This window comes from Nocardioides sp. YJ-D4 (assembly GCF_054031495.1).
In genome coordinates, this window is record NZ_CM132932.1 from 2,299,203 (window position 1) to 2,314,573 (window position 15,371).

A 15,371-nucleotide genomic window follows, 5' to 3' on the forward strand; every position below is an offset into this window, starting at 1 on the left:
CGCCGCTCAGACCGTCGGCACCTCGCCCCGGCGAGCCCGCAGCCACTCGATCGGGTCGCCCCGGTCGACCTCGACACCGGCCATCCGGAGCATCATCCGGACCAGCAGACGGCGATGGGCTGCGTACGTCAGGACGTGGGCAACCACCGACCCGATCTGGAAGCTCTCCGGCGGCTCGCACAGGGCGTCGATGAGCCGGTCCTCCCAGGCCCCGCGCCGCTCGATGTCGCGTACGACCGCCAACCACCGCGCCGCCACGGCCTCGTGCCGCTCGACCAGAGCGACGACCGAGTCGGTGCGGCTCCGGACCGGCATCGCGAGGCCCTCGATCGAGGCCACCCAGCACTCCTTGGCCCACACCGTCGCCTCCAGGACCTGCGCGAGCGACTCCTCCGGGCCGTCCCACTCCAGCACCTCGTGGCCGGCCAGCCGCACCTGTGTGAGGACGTCCGTGGGCAGGCCCTTGGCGAGGTCGAGCAGTGCTCTGGTGTCGTCGAGGTCGTGCATGACGAGCTGCTCGGTGAGCGGAGAGAGCACCCGCTCCTGGGAATCGACCCACAACGACTCCGGCGGATGGAAGTGGATCCCGTTCGGCGCCGGTAGCCAATGGCTGACCGCGGCGGTGCTCGGCGGATGCCCGAAGGCCTTCGCATAGGCCCTCGAGAAGCCCTCCACCGACTCGTAGCCGGCGGCCCAGGCGGCATCGGTCACCGTGCCACCGTGCTGCAGCTGCCACGCGGCGCGCTCCAACATCACCCGCCGCCGCATCGCCACCGGCGGCTCGCCCGCACCCCGGGAGAGCAGCCGGTTGAAATGGTAGGGCGAGGTGTACGCGTCGCCGGCCATCTGCGCCAGCGTGCGCGGCTCTCCGGCGTCGGCCCCGTCGAGCACCGCGTCCAGCAGCTCCCTCAGCCTGTCACGCACGTTCTCGCTCACAGCCCCACCCTCCGCACCGCCGCGACGGCCTTCTCAAGACGGGACGGATCGTCGTACGCGACCCACACGACCCGCGGATCCTTGCGGAACCAGGCGTCCTGCCGGCGTGCGAACTGCCTGGTCTTGATGGCCGTTCTCTCCATGGCCTCCTCCAGCGTCGTCTCCCCCGCGAGATAGGCGGCGACCTCCTTGTAGCCGATCGCCTTCGACGCGGTCCTCGACCGCCCCAGACCCGCCTCCAGGATCCGCGCGACCTCATCGACGAAGCCCGACTCGAACATCTCCGAGACCCGCTGCCGGATGCGTACGTCCAGGGCTTCCCGGGAGATGTCGACGCCGATCTGGATGGAGGCCGGGTCGTGGTAGACCTGCTCGGGCAGTCGTGCGCTGAAGGGCTCGCCGGTCAGCTCGATGACCTCCAGAGCGCGTACGACGCGACGACCGTTGTCGATCTCGATCCGTTCGGCCGCGACCGGGTCCAGGGCTCGCAGGCGGTCGTGAAGTGCCTTCTCACCTGCGGTTTCGAGCTCCTTCTCCAGACGCTCACGCACCTCGTTCGAGGTCCCTGGGAACTCGAACCGGTCCAGGATCGCTCGCGTGTAGAGAGCACTGCCGCCGACCAGCACGGGTGTCTTCCCCGCCTTGCGAAGCGTCGCGATCTCCTCGCGCGCCAGCGCCTGGAAGTCGGCGACGGAGGCCGGTTCGGCGATGTCGAGGAGGTCGAGCAGATGATGCGGGATCCCGCGCCGCTCCGCGACCGGCAGCTTCGCCGTCCCGATGTCCATGCCGCGGTAGACCTGCATCGCGTCGGTGTTGATGATCTCGCCGCCGAGGGTCTCGGCGAGGTCGAGCGAGAGCGACGTCTTCCCTGCCGCGGTGGCTCCGACGACGGCCACGATCGGGGTGTCGGACAGGGAAAAAGATCCCGACCCACGTAGCCCAGATGAACTATTCGGGTCGCGTGTCCCCCTGTTGCTGTCGTACTCCATGTGGTTAGTCTGGCCGCTAGTTGGCTCATACGGGGAGCCACCGATCAAGAGGGGGAAGCATGAGCTTCTTGGACAAGGCAAAGGACCTCGCCCAGCAGGGCATCGACAAGATCGGCGCAGACAAGGTCGGTGAGGGCTTGGACAAGGCCGGCGAGTTCGCCGACGAGAAGACCGGTGGCAAGTTCAGCGACCAGATCGACCAGGGCGTCGAGACTGCGAAGAACGAAGCAGAGAAGCTGGACGGCGGCAACTGAGCCATTCACAGGCCTCGAAGCGGGGAGCGACCCAGACCGGGTTGCTCCCCGCTTCGCGTTTCCGTTCCTGTACACCCAGCTGACTTTTTACGTGTCTATTTTCGAAACACTGTTACGAACCTGTTGCGACTTGTGCCGTCACATGGAACGGTCGAGACCGTCTCATTCTCGTCTGACGAATGAGGCAGCCGGGGGGCGAGCGTGCGATGCACGTTCGATTCCGGTCCAATCACAACTACTCGGAAGTGTGGACCAATATGTCTGAGAACTACGGCAACAGCGACGAGCAGCAGAACTACGGCCAGGAGGGCGGCTTCGGCGGCCAGGAGTCCAACGAGGGCTCCTCCTACGGCTCCGAGGGTGGCCAGAGTGAGGGTGGCTTCGGCGGCCAGGAGGGCGGCCAGAGCGAGGGCGGCTTCGGCGGCGAGCAGTCCAGCGAGGGCGGCTTCGGCGGCGGCCAGGAGCAGTCCGAGGGCTCCTCCTACGGCTCGAGCGAGGGCGGTTCCTCCTACGGTGAGCAGTCCGACGAGGGCAGCTCCTACGGTGGCGGCGAGCAGTCCGAGGGTGGCTTCGGCGGCCAGGAGTCCAACGAGGGCTCGTCCTACGGCTCCGAGGGTGGCTTCGGCGGCGAGCAGTCCAACGAGGGCGGCTTCGGCGGCGGTCAGGAGCAGTCCGAGAGCTCCTCCTACGGCTCCGACGAGGGCTCGAGCGAGGGCGGCTTCGGCGGCGAGCAGAGCCAGTCGCAGTACTGATCCAGCTCTGCTGATCACACACGGATCGAGCGCCGGGCCCGCAAGGGACCCGGCGCTCGACGCGTTTCACACAGAGATCTCACCCAGAGATCGACGATCAGGCGCGGTACGCCACCCATCCGTCGATCATGCGCTGCACCTGACCCGGCGTGAACTCGTCCATGCACGCGTCCTCGGTGTAGTCCATGAAGTTGTGGATCGGGTCGAGGCCCGGAGCGGTGCAGGTGTCGGAGCCCTCCGGGCAGCCGAAGGCCGGCGCGGCCTCGGCCGGGGTGTCGGCGACCTGGTCACCCTTGCCGCGGCAGCCACCCTGGAAGGTGTGGTAGAGGTGCAGCCAGTGGCCGACCTCGTGCGTGGCCGTGTCGCCCTCGTCGTACGGCGCCGCCGAGCCGCCCGGCAGCGACTCGCCGAGGATGACCACACCATCCTGCGACCCGATGTTCTTGGTCGGGAAGGTCGCCCAGCCGAGCAGGCCGTCGTCGATCTCGCCGATGTAGACGTTGAGCGCGTTGTCGCCGCCCTGGCGCAGGGCCGCCTTCATGTCCCGCTCGCCGGCCGAGCCGGAGATGATCGGGTACCAGGCCGGGTTGATCGTGGTCTCCTGGCCGACCACGTCGAAGGAGAACGGCGTGCCGGCGTACGCCGCGTTGAGCACGTCGATCTGGGCGTCGATGTTCGCCTGCGGGACGACGCCGGTGGTGGCGTCCTCCTGGATGACGTGGATGTAGGTCGGGATGGTCGTCGCGGCGAGGTTGGCGGTGCCGCCCTTCTTCCCCTGCGCGGCCAGGGCGCTGGAGAGCGCCTTCTCCTTGGCCTCGGCCTGCTTCGCGGTCAGATGGTTCGTGTCGCGGACCTGCTTGGCCCCTTCAGCGACGCGGGCGGCGCCGACCTCGTGCGGGTCGAAGCAGGCATCTCCTCCTGCGGACGCCTGCATGGCGCCCGCGGGGGCCGCGGCTGCCAGGCCCGAGGCCACGAGAACACCGAGTGCACCCATCGCCGCTGCTCTGTTGACCAGCTTGGGAATCGACATGGGGGTATCCCTTCCTGAGACAAGTTGCCTCAGACTAGGACAGGAATACCCTCAGGGGGAACGAAGTTACGGAGAATTTGCTGTTCGAGTAACCAGGTGCCGAACGATCAGCCGCACGCCGGTGCAGCCGGCAGCGGAGCGGGTACGCCGACCGACGGCATCCCCAGCCCGACCGAAGCGGCCTCGGGCTCGGGGCGGCCCTGACGCGCCTCCCAGGCGTCGCCGGAACGGGTGCGGCGTACCTCGAGCACGGGGTTGTCGGCGACGAGGTGGTGCGGAGCCGCGTAGGTGATCTCGACCTTCACCATGTCGCCAGGACGTACGCCCTCGGCCCCGGCGGCGTTGAAGTGGACGAGCCGGTTGTCGGGAGCCCGGCCGGAGAGCCGGTGGGTCTCGGCGTCCTTGCGACCCTCGCCCTCGGCGACCATCAGCTCGAGCGTACGTCCGACGTTCTTCTTGTTCTCCTCGTAGGCGATCTCGTTGACGAGGTCGACGAGCCGGCCGTAGCGGTCCTTCACGACCTCCGGCGAGATCTGGTCGGGGAGATCCGCGGCGGGGGTGCCGGGACGCTTGGAGTACTGGAACGTGAAGGCGGAGGCGAAGCGCGACTCACGGACCACGTCGAGGGTGGCCTGGAAGTCCTCCTCGGTCTCCCCCGGGAAGCCGACGATGATGTCGGTGGTGATCGCCGCGTGCGGGATCGCCGCCCGGACGCGCTCGATGATGCCGAGGAACTTGGTCGATCGGTAGGAGCGGCGCATCGCCTTGAGCACGCGGTCGGAGCCCGACTGCAGCGGCATGTGCAGCGACGGCATCACGTTGGGCGTCTCGGCCATCGCCTCGATGACGTCGTCGGTGAACTCGGCCGGGTGCGGGCTGGTGAAACGGACCCGCTCCAGCCCCTCGATCTCGCCGCAGGCGCGCAGCAGCTTCGAGAAGGCCTGCCGGTCGCCGAACTCGACGCCGTAGGCGTTGACGTTCTGGCCCAGCAGGGTCACCTCGGTGACACCCTCGGCGACCAGCGCCTCGATCTCGGCGAGGATCTCGCCCGGTCGCCGGTCCTTCTCCTTGCCGCGCAGGCTCGGGACGATGCAGAACGTGCAGGTGTTGTTGCAGCCAACGCTCACCGACACCCAGGCGGCATAGGCCGACTCGCGCTTCGTCGGCAGCGTGGACGGGAAGACCTCGAGGGACTCCAGGATCTCGACCTGGGCCTCCTCCTGCACCCGGGCCCGCTCGAGCAGCACCGGGAGCGAGCCGATGTTGTGCGTCCCGAACACCACGTCGACGTACGGCGCCTTCTCGGTGATCGTCGCGCGGTCCTTCTGCGCGAGGCACCCGCCGACGGCGATCTGGAGGTCGGGGTTGGCCTGCTTGATCGGGGCCAGGTGGGAGAGGTTGCCGTAGAGCTTGTTGTCGGCGTTCTCCCGCACTGCGCAGGTGTTGAAGACGACCACGTCGGCCTGCGTACCCTCGGTCGCCTTCAGATAGCCGGCATCCTCCAGCAGCCCGGAGAGGCGCTCGGAGTCGTGGACGTTCATCTGGCACCCATAGGTGCGGACTTCGTAGGTGCGCACCGCCGAAGCGGAGCCAGAGGCGATCGACGTAGTCATAGCGCCTTCAAGCGTACGACCGCAGGGGCCGCGTCGAGGAATCCAGCGCGGATGGACGACCCGACGGGCGTACCCAGTCTCGTTGGTTATCTGGTTGTAACCGATCCCGGGGGCCAAGTCATAGATGTGCAATGCAGGATGTGGTTAGGTCTGCGGCATGACCGTGCTTGACACCGAACCCGCCGGCGCACCTTCGGGAGACGCTTTGGTGGTTCTTGACCATGTCGACAAGCACTACGGCGACCTTCACGTTCTCCAGGACATCAACCTGGAGATCAAGCGTGGCGAGGTCGTCGTGGTGATCGGGCCGTCGGGCTCGGGGAAGTCGACTCTCTGCCGCGCGATCAACCGCCTGGAGACGATCGACTCGGGCACGATCAAGCTCGACGGCAAGGAGCTGCCCGCGGAGGGCAAGGGCCTGGCCAAGCTGCGCGCCGAGGTCGGGATGGTCTTCCAGAGCTTCAACCTCTTCGCGCACAAGACGATCCTGCAGAACGTCACGCTGGGCCCGATGAAGGTGCGCAAGCTGAAGAAGGCGGAGGCTGAGGCCGAGGCCAAGAAGCTGCTCGACCGCGTCGGCGTGGGCGTCCAGGCGAGCAAGTACCCTGCGCAGCTCTCCGGTGGCCAGCAGCAGCGCGTCGCCATCGCCCGGGCGCTGGCGATGAAGCCGCAGGTGATGCTCTTCGACGAGCCCACCTCCGCGCTCGACCCGGAGATGGTCAAGGAGGTGCTCGACGTCATGGTCAGCCTCGCCAAGGAGGGCATGACGATGATCGTGGTCACCCACGAGATGGGCTTCGCCCGCGTCGCCGCCGACCGGGTCGTCTTCATGGCCGACGGCCAGATCGTCGAGTCCAACACCCCGGCCGAGTTCTTCGACAACCCGCAGTCCGAGCGCGCCAAGGACTTCCTCGGCAAGATCCTCAAGCACTGAACGTACGTCTCGGGTGAGCCCCGAGCTCGCGAACCCCGCACCGCACCAACCCTCAATTCCAGAATTCCAGAAGGTGGAAACGATGAAGTTCACGAAGATCGCCGCGACCCTGGGCGCTCTCGCGCTCACGGGCTCGCTCGCTGCCTGTGGTGGTAGCGACGACACCGGCTCCGACGCCGGCGGCGACAAGATCAAGATCGGCATCAAGTTCGACCAGCCGGGCCTCGGCTTCAAGGAGGCCGACGGTGACTACTCCGGCTTCGACGTCGACATGGCCGAGTACATCGCCGAGGGTCTCGGTTACGACGACGACCAGATCGAGTGGGTCGAGGCCGTCTCCGCCAACCGCGAGACGTTCCTCAAGGACGGCACCGTCGACATGATCCTGGCGACGTACTCGATCACCGACGAGCGCAAGGCCGAGGTCGACTTCGCCGGCCCGTACTACATCGCCGGCCAGGACCTCCTGGTCGCCGCCGACAACACCGACATCACCGGCCCCGACACGCTCGACGGCAAGAAGCTCTGCTCGGTGACCGGCTCGACCTCGGCCCAGAAGGTCAAGGACGAGTACGCCAAGGGCGTTCAGCTGCAGGAGTTCGACACCTACAGCAAGTGCGTCACCGCGATCGAGGGCGGCCAGCTCGACGCGATGACCACCGACGACATCATCCTGGCGGGCTACGCCCAGCAGGACCCGGGCAAGTTCAAGATCGTCGGTGCGCCGTTCTCCGAGGAGAACTACGGCGTGGGTCTGCCCAAGGGCAGCAAGGACCGCGACAAGATCAACGACCTGATCGAGAAGTCCTTCGAGGACGGCGCTTGGGAAGAGGCGTTCAACGACAACCTCGGTGAGTCCGGCTACGAGCTGCCGGAGCCGCCGGCCGTCGACCGCTACTGAGCGAGCTTGACGTCATGCCGAGTCGGCGCATTCGGTCCGCTGCTTAGCGCAGGACCGTATTGCGCCGGCTCGGCATGACCGAAGCAGACGCTTTCTGAACAATCCTGGAAGGACCCATGGATCTCTTCTCCGAGTACGGGTCAGCCATCCTGACCTCGTTCGGGCTGACTCTGAGGCTTGCCGTCTACAGCGGCATCTTCGCGCTCATCCTCGGCACCGTGCTCGCCGTGTTCCGGGTGTCCCCGGTGCCGGTGCTGCGGTTTGTCGGTGCGGCCGTCGTCTATACGTTCCGCAACACGCCGCTGACGCTGGTGATGTTCTTCGCCCTCTTCGGGCTTGCTTATCAGCTGGGGTTCAACCCCTCGCCTGACGACCTCTACGAGAACAACTTCCGTCTCGCGGTCCTGGCCCTGGGGATCTACACCTCGACGTTCGTGTGCGAGGTGCTCCGAGCCGGCATCAACACGGTGCCGCTCGGACAGGCCGAGGCGGCTCGCGCGATCGGACTCACCTTCACCCAGAACCTCGCTCACGTCGTTCTGCCGCAGGCCCTGCGTTCGGTGATCAACCCGCTGGCCAGCGTGCTGATCGCGATGACCAAGAACACCACTGTCGCCGTCACCATCGGTGTCGTCACCGCGACCGGCGTCAACGAGGCATCGGGCCAGATGAAGACCATGATGGAGAACGAGTCCGACCAGATCCTGCTGATCTTCATCATTTTCGCGATCGGCTTCATGATCCTGACCCTGCCCATCGGCTTCGTCGCCAACTGGGCCTCCAAGCGATTCGCGGTGATCCGATAATGGCCGCCTCCGTTCTCTACGACGCCCCCGGCCCGCGCGCCAAGGCGCTCAACCGGGTCTACTCGGGTCTCACGGTGGTGGTGCTCCTGGCCATCGCCTGGTTCGTCTGGTCGAAGTTCGACGAGACCGGCCAGTGGGAGGCCGAGAAGTGGACACCGTTCCTCGAGTCACCCGCGTGGGAGAACTTCCTCATCCCCGGCATCATCGGCACGCTGAGCGCCTTCGCGGTCGGCTCGGTCCTGGCACTCGTCTTCGGATTCGTGTTCGCCGTCGGCCGGCTCTCCCAGAGCAAGCTCGTCAGCTTCCCCTCGGCGGTGGTCATCGAGTTCTTCCGCTCCATTCCGATGCTCCTGCTGATGATGTTCATCTACTTCATGCAGGCGCCGCTCGGATTCGACACTGACGTCTTCTGGGCGGTCGTCCTCGGCCTGATGCTCTACAACGGCTCGGTCCTCGCCGAGATCATCCGGGCCGGCGTCGGCGCGCTGCCCAAGGGGCAGACGGAGGCCGGTGTCGCGGTCGGGCTCTCGGACGGGCAGGTGATGCGTGCGATCCTGCTGCCGCAGGCGGTGCGCTCGATGCTTCCGGCGATCATCGCCCAGCTCGTGGTGCTCCTCAAGGACACCGCGCTCGGTTACATCCTCGCCTACAGCGAGCTGCTCAATCAGATCGTCAAGCTGGACGGCAACTTCAAGAACCTGATCCCGGCAGCGATCGTGGTCGCAGCGATCTACATCATCCTGAACACGATCCTCGGACTGATCGCCAACTATGCCGAAGCGCGGACCCGGCGAGTGGGACGCACTGCCGCTCCCGTCGGTCACGCCGGCGCGGTCGACCCAGTCGCCGCCGAGGCCGAGCTCGTTCAGAAGGCGAACGCTGCCAACGTCGGTGGCGCCGGGCCGGGCGCCTGAGACTCCGGACAGACAACGGCCCGCTGCCCCTCGGGGCAGCGGGCCGTTGCGTGCTCGCTTCGCGAGCTGACTCCCTCGCTCGGCCCGAGCGGACGAGCAAGCTCGCCGCTCGACCTCGCTCAGTCGTCTACCTGCTCTTACTTCTTCGGGGTCACCCAGAGGTTGATCGTGCCCTCGATGGCGACGGTGCCGTCCTCACGGATGCCCTTGACGCGCACCGCGAGGTCACCGTCGGCGGTGTCCCACTGCTCCTGGTCGGTCTCCGCGATGCAGGTGATGTCGGTGGAGGCCTTGGCGGTGTAGGAGACGGTCATCCCCTTGGGGATCCAGCGCTTGTCGCGCGGGATGGTGACCTCCGCAAGGGCACCCATGGCCATCTCGAGACCGTTGCACAGCGCGATGGCGTGAACGGTGCCGATGTGGTTGTGGTTGCCCCTGCGGTTGGGGACGATGACCTCGGCGTAGTTGGGTCGCAGCTGGTTGACCAGCGGGTGGATGGACCCGAAGTAGGGCGCCTTCTTCGCGAACGCGACCGAGAATGCTCGCTTGCCGACAACCGGGACACGGTTGAAGGACTTCCAGAGGTCGTAGAGCTGGCTCATGGCAGCCAGGTTACCCGAGGGTAACCTCCTCCCCTCTCCTGGCCCGAGATCAGGAGAGGGAGAGGAAGACCTTCTCGAGCTCCTCGATCTGCTCCGGGCGATCTCCGTCGGCGTGCGCGCGGCGCAGCTCGTTGGAGAGCAGCGCGAAGGCCGCCTTGTCGAGGGCGCGGGTCACTGCCTTGAGCTGGCCGACCACATCGGCGAGCTCGCGGCCGTCTTCGATCATGCGGAGCACGCCACCGAGCTGGCCCTGAGCCCGGCGGACTCGATTGACCACGCTCGTCGTCTCCGCGTCCCGAGGCTGGGGGACGGTCACGTCGTCAGTCAAAGTCTTGCCTTCCATCGTTTCTGGCATCATTCCTGGCTCGTTGTTGTATCCCCCGGGGGACAACGGTCCAGACCAGTGGGCGTTACGGTTCTTTTTTGGATGATTCCGGTTTTCGCCTACACGGGACAGAAGTTCGTGCTAGATGCCCGTCTGCCACACGATCTCGACGCGGTTGCCGAACGGATCGCGGACATGGAAGCGCTGGAAGCCCTCGGCGTTGTGGCGCTGGCTCCAGTCGACATCGAAGCCCAGGCTCACCAATCTCGCCCCCATCGCCTCCAGGTCCGCCTCGGTCTCGACCGCCAGCGCGGGATGAGCCTTGGCCTGCGGTCGGTGCGGATCCTCGACACCGAGGTGGATCTCCGCGCCGCCAGGAGAGCGGAACCAGACGCCGCCGCGCTTGGCCAGCTCGGCCGGCTTCGGCACCTCGGTCAGCCCGAGGCCGTCGGCATAGAAGCTCCGGGCCTCGTCCTCGCCGCCGGCGGGCATGCCGACCTGCACGTGATGGATGCGCATCATGCCCCCAGTTTCCGGGCGACCACGAAGACGCGGCGGAACGGAAGCAGGACGAAACTGTTTCCTACCGAATCGTTTCGTACGGGATAGGCCTGTGCCAGACGACTCTTGAGCTCCTCGGCGAACGGCCCGAAGAGACCGGCCTTCTCCAGCGCCGCAGCCGTAGGCCGGAGGCTCGTGCCGGCGATCCACGTGAAGACCGGGTCCTCCCCGGTCAGCACGTGGAGGTACGTCGTCTCCCAGGCATCGACCTCGAAGCCCTGTCCCACCAGCACGTCGAAGTAGTCGGCCGGGTCGTGCGACCCGGGCGCCTCGAGGTGACGAGTGTGTTCCGCGTACGGCATCTCGGCGGCGAGCTCCTCGCGCAGCCGATGGCTGGGCTCGTCGAAGTTGCCCGGGACCTGGAAGGCGAACCAGCCACCCTCATTGACCGCACCAGCGAGCGCGGGGAGCAGGTCCAGATGACCCGGCACCCACTGGAGGGTGGCGTTGGAGAGGAGTACGTCGACGGAGCCCGGCACCACCGACTCGGCCCAGTCGCGGAGATCCGCCACCGCGAAGTCGACGCCGTCGATGGTCGCGCGCGCCTTGTCGATCATCGGCGCACTGGAGTCGAGGCCGACGACCCTCGCCTCCAGCCAGCGGCCCGCCGCCAAGGCGGTCAGGTTGCCGGGGCCGCAGCCGAGGTCGACCACGGTCTTCGGGCGATCCGCGTCGACCCGGCGAAGGAGATCGACGAACGGCCGACCTCGCTCGTCGGAGTAGGTCAGGTAGCGCTCGGGATCCCATGCGGTCATGGCGTACGTCCTCTCGATTTCTCTTGACGTCAAGATATTCAGATCGTCTCGCCGACTTGTCTCGATGTCAAGATTCTCGATGAGGCGAACTTGGGCTACGCTCTCGCCATGCGCGACGAAGTCGACGACCTGAGCGAGGCCTGGGCACACGAGCGGCCAGACCTGGACCTGGGTCCCGTCGAGATCTTCTCGCGTCTCTCCCGCCTCTCGCGTCACCTCGACCTCGCTCGGCGCGACGCGTTCTCGGGTTCGGGAATCGAGTCATGGGAGTTCGACGTACTCGCCGCGCTGCGCCGAGCGGGCGACCCCTACGAGCTCTCCCCCGGCCGCCTGCTGCGCGAGACGCTGGTGACCAGCGGGACCATGACCAACCGCGTCGACCGGCTCGCCTCGCGCGGCCTGGTCGAACGGCTGCCCGATCCGGCCGACCGGCGGGGTGTCCTCGTCCGGCTCACCCCCGACGGCAAGGCGACCGTCGACAGCGCCTTCGAGGCGCTCCTCGCAGCCGAGCGGGAGTTCCTCGACGGCCTCTCCGGCGACCAGCAGAGCCAGCTCACCGATCTGCTGCGCCGGCTGCTGGTCCCCTTCTCGTCCTGACCAAGAGCCCCGCCGAGTCGGCTCATCCTGACCGAAATCTCCGCCGAGTCGGCTCGTCATGACGCGCCGACTCGGCGCTCGACCTCGTCAGTTTGCGCCGACTCGGCTTGCTTGTTCCCGAAGGGGCTACTCCAGGATCTCGGCGGCTTCTAGCCACTCCAGCTCGAGCTCGTCCTTCTCCGCGGCGAGCTGATCGAGCTCGGCGCTGAGCTCGGCGAGCCGGGTGTAGTCGTTGACCGACTCGGCCATCGCGAGCTCGAGCTTCTGCTGCTGCTCACCGATCCGCTCGAGCTGCTTGTCGATCCTGGCGATGACCTTCTTCGCCGCTCGTTCGTCGGCGGAGCCGGGCTTGGCCTTCGACGGGCCAGCCGCTGCCGTCTCGGCCGACGCGCGTGACGCCTCGGCCGGCGGGGCTGACGCCCCGGCAGGGATGGGGAGGCGGCGCTCGAGATACTCGTCGACCCCACGCGGGAGCATGGAGATCTGGCCGTCGCCGAGGAGGGCCCAGATGGAGTCGGTGACGCGCTCGAGGAAGTAGCGGTCATGGGAGACGACGATCAGGGTGCCGGGCCAGGCGTCGAGGAAGTCCTCGAGGACGTTGAGCGTCTCGATGTCGAGGTCGTTGGTCGGCTCGTCGAGCAGCAGCACGTTGGGCTCGGTGAGCAGCAGGCGCAGCAGCTGGAAGCGGCGGCGCTCGCCGCCGGAGAGGTCGCCGATACGGGTGACCAGCTTGTCGCCCGTGAAGCCGAAGCGCTCGAGCATCGAGGTCGCCGAGAGCTCCTGGCCGTCGGTCGTCTTGGTGACACGCTTGATCGACTCGACGGTCGGGAGGACTCGCGCCTCCGGGTCGAGGTCGTCGAGCTGCTGGGTCAGATGCTGGAGAGCGATGGTGCGGCCGTGGCGTACCTTCCCCACCGCAGGCGGGAGGGCGCCGTCCAGCAGCGACAGCACCGAGGTCTTGCCGGCGCCGTTGACGCCGACGATGCCGATCCGGTCTCCCGGGCCGATGCGCCAGGTGGCGTGCGACAGCAGCTGCCGCTCGCCGCGGAAGAGGTCGACGTCCTCGACATCGATGACGTCCTTGCCGAGCCGCTGGGTGGCGAACTTCTGCAGCTCGAAGCGGTCGCGCGGCGGGGGTACGTCCTCGATGAGCTGGTTGGCGGCGTCGATGCGGAACTTCGGCTTCGACGTACGCGCCGGGGCGCCGCGACGCAGCCAGGCCAGCTCCTTGCGGACCAGGTTCTGGCGGCGTACTTCGGTGGCGGCGGCCTGACGGGACCTTTCGGCCTTGGCGAGGACGAAGGCGGCGTAGCCACCTTCATAGGCGTCGACCTGGCCGTCGTGGACCTCCCAGGTGAACTGGCACACCGCGTCGAGGAACCAGCGGTCGTGGGTGACCACGACGAGCGCGGACGAGCGCGCCGCCAGGTGCGAAGCGAGCCAGGCCACGGCCTCGACGTCGAGATGGTTGGTGGGCTCGTCGAGCACGATCAGGTCGTGGTCGCCCAGGAGCAGCTCGGCCAAGGCACAGCGGCGGCGCTCGCCACCGGACAGGCCCATGACGGAACGGTCCAGGTCGATCCCGGCCAGGAGCTGCTCGACGATCTCACGGAGCACGGGGACACCGGCCCACTCGTGGTCGGACCGCCCGCCGAGCACCGCCTCGCGCACGGTGTGGGTGTCGATGAGCTGGTCACCTTGGTGCAGGAACCCGACCAGCAGGCCACGCTGGCGCGAGACGCGACCGGAGTCCGGCTCCTCCAGGCCGGTCATCACCTGCAGGAGCGTCGTCTTCCCGTCGCCGTTGCGGCCGACGATGCCGACCCGGTCGCCGGCGTTGATGCCGAGGGAGACGTCGTCGAGGAGGGGCCGGATGCCGTACGCCTTGGAGACGTGCTCGACGTTGAGGAGGTTCGCCATATCGTCTCCCATTCTCCCCGAGGGCGGTGAGGCAGCCAGCATCGCGGCGGCCACCCAGCGGCACACCGGGCGGACGAAGAGCCCCTGACCTGCTTAGACTCAGTGCAATGGCCGAGAAGACGACGCTCCGCGAGCACACGCACGGCTCGCGTCAGATGATCCTCGAAGCAGCGCTCCGGCTGGCCGCCGAGCGTGGCTATGTCGGCACGACGATGGCGCTGGTCCGTCGCGCGACCGGCCTCCCGCCGTCCTCCCTCTACTGGCACTTCTCCAACAAGGACCAGCTCCTCGCCGAGGCGCTCGAGCACGGCTACACCCGATGGAACGACATCGCCCCGCGGTGGGAGCCGACACCGACCGGCGACGACCTGCGCAAGGGGCTGCTGGCCAACCTGCGGCGTACGACGTCGGACACCCACGGCGCCAAGGCCGACTGGTGGCGGATGGGCCTGATGCTGGCACTCGAGTCCGGGCCGACCGTCGGCGACGGTCCGCGCGAGCGCTTCCTCCAGATCCGCACCCAGACGCTCGCCGAGTTCGAGCGGTGGTGGGACGAGGCGGTCGACCTTCCGGCCCCGCACATCCAGACCCTCGCCCGGCTCACGCTCGCCGCCCACGACGGCCTCTTCATCCACGCCCAGACCGACGAGTACGCCGAGCTCGACCCGCTCCGGCAGCGGCTCGCCGACGGGCTGGCCGAGGTCGCGGACCACCTCCGGAAGCTGGACCCCGCGGCCGTCCCCGAGCCCGTGGAGCTGCCGCCGGTGACGTACCAGGGCAGGAGCAGCAGCCGGGAGAAGCTCGTCGCGGCAGCGCTCGAGGTCGCCGCGGAGAGCGGCTACGAGGGCGCCTCGATCAGCCGGATCTGCGCCGCGGCGGAGCTGCCGGCCTCATCGGTCTACTGGCACTTCGCGAACAAGGACGACCTGTTCTCGGCAGCGGTGGACGACTCCTACCGCGCCTGGATCAGCACCCAGTCCTCCTGGCAGCCGCCCAGCGCTGACTGCGACTGCGCCGCCGAGCTCCCACTGATGCTGAGGCCCCTGGTGGCCAGCCTGCGCCGGCTGCCCCCGTTCCTGCGGATCGGCCTGATGCTGGTGCTGCCGAAGCGGGCTGAGCCACTTCCCGGCCGCGACCGGTTCCTTGCCGTACGCCGCCAGTCGCGCGACGACTTCGCCGGCTGGTTCCGCGGGGCTCTCGGTGACGATGGGCCGGTGCACGCCGATGAGATGGCCGCGCTCCTGCTGGTGATCGCAGACGGACTTCTCTTTGCCGAGGCGCTCGACAGCGCCGACATGCCACCGGCCACGACCTCGGACCTGCTGGCGCGACTGGTGACGGCTACGCCGTTTCATACACAGATCAGTCACTGACCTACTACCGTACGTCCACAGAGGGTTTACGGCGCTAACGGGCGGAAACGCATCGAACTGTATGCCGTGTCATCTATTTCCGCAGGTCAGGAATGAGATTTATCCAACA

The 15,371-nt window shown here is 67.5% G+C and carries 17 protein-coding genes; 8 read left to right on the plus strand and 9 right to left on the minus strand.

The features are described from left to right. Nucleotides 1-6: 6 nt before the first annotated feature. The gene (locus ACW14X_RS10905) at nucleotides 7-936 is read right to left on the minus strand and encodes a helix-turn-helix domain-containing protein (RefSeq protein ID WP_457165610.1); all 930 of its coding nucleotides are present in this window, start codon (nucleotides 934-936) and stop codon (nucleotides 7-9) included. Further along, a complete protein-coding gene (miaA, locus tag ACW14X_RS10910; protein WP_457165611.1) occupies nucleotides 933-1,832 on the minus strand; it encodes a tRNA (adenosine(37)-N6)-dimethylallyltransferase MiaA in 900 nt (299 codons plus the stop codon). Before miaA ends, ACW14X_RS10905 begins: the two co-directional genes overlap by 4 nt. Nucleotides 1,833-1,984: 152 nt before the next feature. On the opposite strand from miaA, the gene ACW14X_RS10915 reads away from it, so the two are divergent. Both ACW14X_RS10915 and ACW14X_RS10920 read left to right on the plus strand, forming a co-directional pair. Then, nucleotides 1,985-2,179: an antitoxin gene (locus ACW14X_RS10915; RefSeq protein WP_160025434.1), complete on the plus strand. Its 195-nt coding sequence runs from the start codon at nucleotides 1,985-1,987 to the stop codon at nucleotides 2,177-2,179. Between the two features lie 257 nt (nucleotides 2,180-2,436). After that, nucleotides 2,437-2,931, plus strand: a complete 495-nt coding sequence (locus ACW14X_RS10920; protein ID WP_457165612.1) for a hypothetical protein — start codon at nucleotides 2,437-2,439, stop codon at nucleotides 2,929-2,931. A 97-nt stretch (nucleotides 2,932-3,028) separates the two neighbouring features. Here ACW14X_RS10920 and ACW14X_RS10925 read toward each other — a convergent pair whose 3' ends face one another. Further along, on the minus strand, nucleotides 3,029-3,961 hold the full coding sequence (locus ACW14X_RS10925) for a zinc metalloprotease (RefSeq protein WP_160025436.1): 933 nt from the start codon (nucleotides 3,959-3,961) through the stop codon (nucleotides 3,029-3,031). A gap of 107 nt (nucleotides 3,962-4,068) precedes the next feature. Continuing rightward, complete coding sequence (gene miaB / locus ACW14X_RS10930; protein WP_160025437.1) at nucleotides 4,069-5,574, minus strand: tRNA (N6-isopentenyl adenosine(37)-C2)-methylthiotransferase MiaB; 1,506 nt, start codon at nucleotides 5,572-5,574, stop codon at nucleotides 4,069-4,071. A gap of 157 nt (nucleotides 5,575-5,731) precedes the next feature. Between miaB and ACW14X_RS10935 the strand changes: the two genes are divergently transcribed. The 4 genes from ACW14X_RS10935 to ACW14X_RS10950 all read left to right on the plus strand — a co-directional run bounded on the left by ACW14X_RS10935 (nucleotide 5,732) and on the right by ACW14X_RS10950 (nucleotide 9,129). Next, nucleotides 5,732-6,508 carry an amino acid ABC transporter ATP-binding protein gene (locus tag ACW14X_RS10935; protein WP_160025438.1) on the plus strand — a complete coding sequence of 259 codons (777 nt, stop codon included), beginning with the start codon at nucleotides 5,732-5,734 and terminating at the stop codon, nucleotides 6,506-6,508. A gap of 82 nt (nucleotides 6,509-6,590) precedes the next feature. Next, nucleotides 6,591-7,409: a glutamate ABC transporter substrate-binding protein gene (locus ACW14X_RS10940; protein ID WP_160025439.1), complete on the plus strand. Its 819-nt coding sequence runs from the start codon at nucleotides 6,591-6,593 to the stop codon at nucleotides 7,407-7,409. Nucleotides 7,410-7,525: 116 nt separating this feature from the next. Beyond that, the gene (locus tag ACW14X_RS10945) at nucleotides 7,526-8,215 is read left to right on the plus strand and encodes an amino acid ABC transporter permease (protein ID WP_457165613.1); all 690 of its coding nucleotides are present in this window, start codon (nucleotides 7,526-7,528) and stop codon (nucleotides 8,213-8,215) included. Further along, complete coding sequence (locus ACW14X_RS10950; protein ID WP_457165614.1) at nucleotides 8,215-9,129, plus strand: amino acid ABC transporter permease; 915 nt, start codon at nucleotides 8,215-8,217, stop codon at nucleotides 9,127-9,129. Before ACW14X_RS10945 ends, ACW14X_RS10950 begins: the two co-directional genes overlap by 1 nt. Nucleotides 9,130-9,266: 137 nt before the next feature. Here the strand turns inward: ACW14X_RS10950 and ACW14X_RS10955 are convergent, their stop codons facing one another. From ACW14X_RS10955 to ACW14X_RS10970, 4 genes are all read right to left on the minus strand, one after another. After that, a complete protein-coding gene (locus ACW14X_RS10955; RefSeq protein ID WP_457165615.1) occupies nucleotides 9,267-9,731 on the minus strand; it encodes a hotdog fold domain-containing protein in 465 nt (154 codons plus the stop codon). A 49-nt stretch (nucleotides 9,732-9,780) separates the two neighbouring features. Next, on the minus strand, nucleotides 9,781-10,047 hold the full coding sequence (locus tag ACW14X_RS10960; RefSeq protein ID WP_008362591.1) for a metal-sensitive transcriptional regulator: 267 nt from the start codon (nucleotides 10,045-10,047) through the stop codon (nucleotides 9,781-9,783). A 150-nt stretch (nucleotides 10,048-10,197) separates the two neighbouring features. After that, the gene (locus tag ACW14X_RS10965; RefSeq protein ID WP_160025443.1) at nucleotides 10,198-10,578 is read right to left on the minus strand and encodes a VOC family protein; all 381 of its coding nucleotides are present in this window, start codon (nucleotides 10,576-10,578) and stop codon (nucleotides 10,198-10,200) included. Then, nucleotides 10,575-11,372, minus strand: coding sequence for a methyltransferase domain-containing protein (locus ACW14X_RS10970; RefSeq protein ID WP_457165616.1), 798 nt, complete (start codon nucleotides 11,370-11,372; stop codon nucleotides 10,575-10,577). Before ACW14X_RS10970 ends, ACW14X_RS10965 begins: the two co-directional genes overlap by 4 nt. Nucleotides 11,373-11,480: 108 nt before the next feature. On the opposite strand from ACW14X_RS10970, the gene ACW14X_RS10975 reads away from it, so the two are divergent. Beyond that, nucleotides 11,481-11,969, plus strand: a complete 489-nt coding sequence (locus ACW14X_RS10975; RefSeq protein ID WP_045546820.1) for a MarR family winged helix-turn-helix transcriptional regulator — start codon at nucleotides 11,481-11,483, stop codon at nucleotides 11,967-11,969. A 126-nt stretch (nucleotides 11,970-12,095) separates the two neighbouring features. Here ACW14X_RS10975 and ACW14X_RS10980 read toward each other — a convergent pair whose 3' ends face one another. Beyond that, complete coding sequence (locus tag ACW14X_RS10980; RefSeq protein ID WP_457165617.1) at nucleotides 12,096-13,889, minus strand: ATP-binding cassette domain-containing protein; 1,794 nt, start codon at nucleotides 13,887-13,889, stop codon at nucleotides 12,096-12,098. Nucleotides 13,890-13,996: 107 nt separating this feature from the next. On the opposite strand from ACW14X_RS10980, the gene ACW14X_RS10985 reads away from it, so the two are divergent. Next, complete coding sequence (locus ACW14X_RS10985) at nucleotides 13,997-15,262, plus strand: TetR/AcrR family transcriptional regulator (RefSeq protein WP_457165618.1); 1,266 nt, start codon at nucleotides 13,997-13,999, stop codon at nucleotides 15,260-15,262. Nucleotides 15,263-15,371: the final 109 nt, after the last annotated feature.

Coding starts and splice junctions, on each gene's coding strand:
- ACW14X_RS10915 (WP_160025434.1), top strand. CDS start 1,985: ATGAGCTTCTTGGACAAGGCAAAGGACCTCGCCCAGCAGGGCATCGAC.
- ACW14X_RS10920 (WP_457165612.1), top strand. CDS start 2,437: ATGTCTGAGAACTACGGCAACAGCGACGAGCAGCAGAACTACGGCCAG.
- ACW14X_RS10925 (WP_160025436.1), bottom strand. CDS start 3,961: ATGTCGATTCCCAAGCTGGTCAACAGAGCAGCGGCGATGGGTGCACTC.
- miaB (WP_160025437.1), bottom strand. CDS start 5,574: ATGACTACGTCGATCGCCTCTGGCTCCGCTTCGGCGGTGCGCACCTAC.
- ACW14X_RS10935 (WP_160025438.1), top strand. CDS start 5,732: ATGACCGTGCTTGACACCGAACCCGCCGGCGCACCTTCGGGAGACGCT.
- ACW14X_RS10940 (WP_160025439.1), top strand. CDS start 6,591: ATGAAGTTCACGAAGATCGCCGCGACCCTGGGCGCTCTCGCGCTCACG.
- ACW14X_RS10945 (WP_457165613.1), top strand. CDS start 7,526: ATGGATCTCTTCTCCGAGTACGGGTCAGCCATCCTGACCTCGTTCGGG.
- ACW14X_RS10950 (WP_457165614.1), top strand. CDS start 8,215: ATGGCCGCCTCCGTTCTCTACGACGCCCCCGGCCCGCGCGCCAAGGCG.
- ACW14X_RS10955 (WP_457165615.1), bottom strand. CDS start 9,731: ATGAGCCAGCTCTACGACCTCTGGAAGTCCTTCAACCGTGTCCCGGTT.
- ACW14X_RS10965 (WP_160025443.1), bottom strand. CDS start 10,578: ATGATGCGCATCCATCACGTGCAGGTCGGCATGCCCGCCGGCGGCGAG.
- ACW14X_RS10970 (WP_457165616.1), bottom strand. CDS start 11,372: ATGACCGCATGGGATCCCGAGCGCTACCTGACCTACTCCGACGAGCGA.
- ACW14X_RS10975 (WP_045546820.1), top strand. CDS start 11,481: ATGCGCGACGAAGTCGACGACCTGAGCGAGGCCTGGGCACACGAGCGG.
- ACW14X_RS10980 (WP_457165617.1), bottom strand. CDS start 13,889: ATGGCGAACCTCCTCAACGTCGAGCACGTCTCCAAGGCGTACGGCATC.
- ACW14X_RS10985 (WP_457165618.1), top strand. CDS start 13,997: ATGGCCGAGAAGACGACGCTCCGCGAGCACACGCACGGCTCGCGTCAG.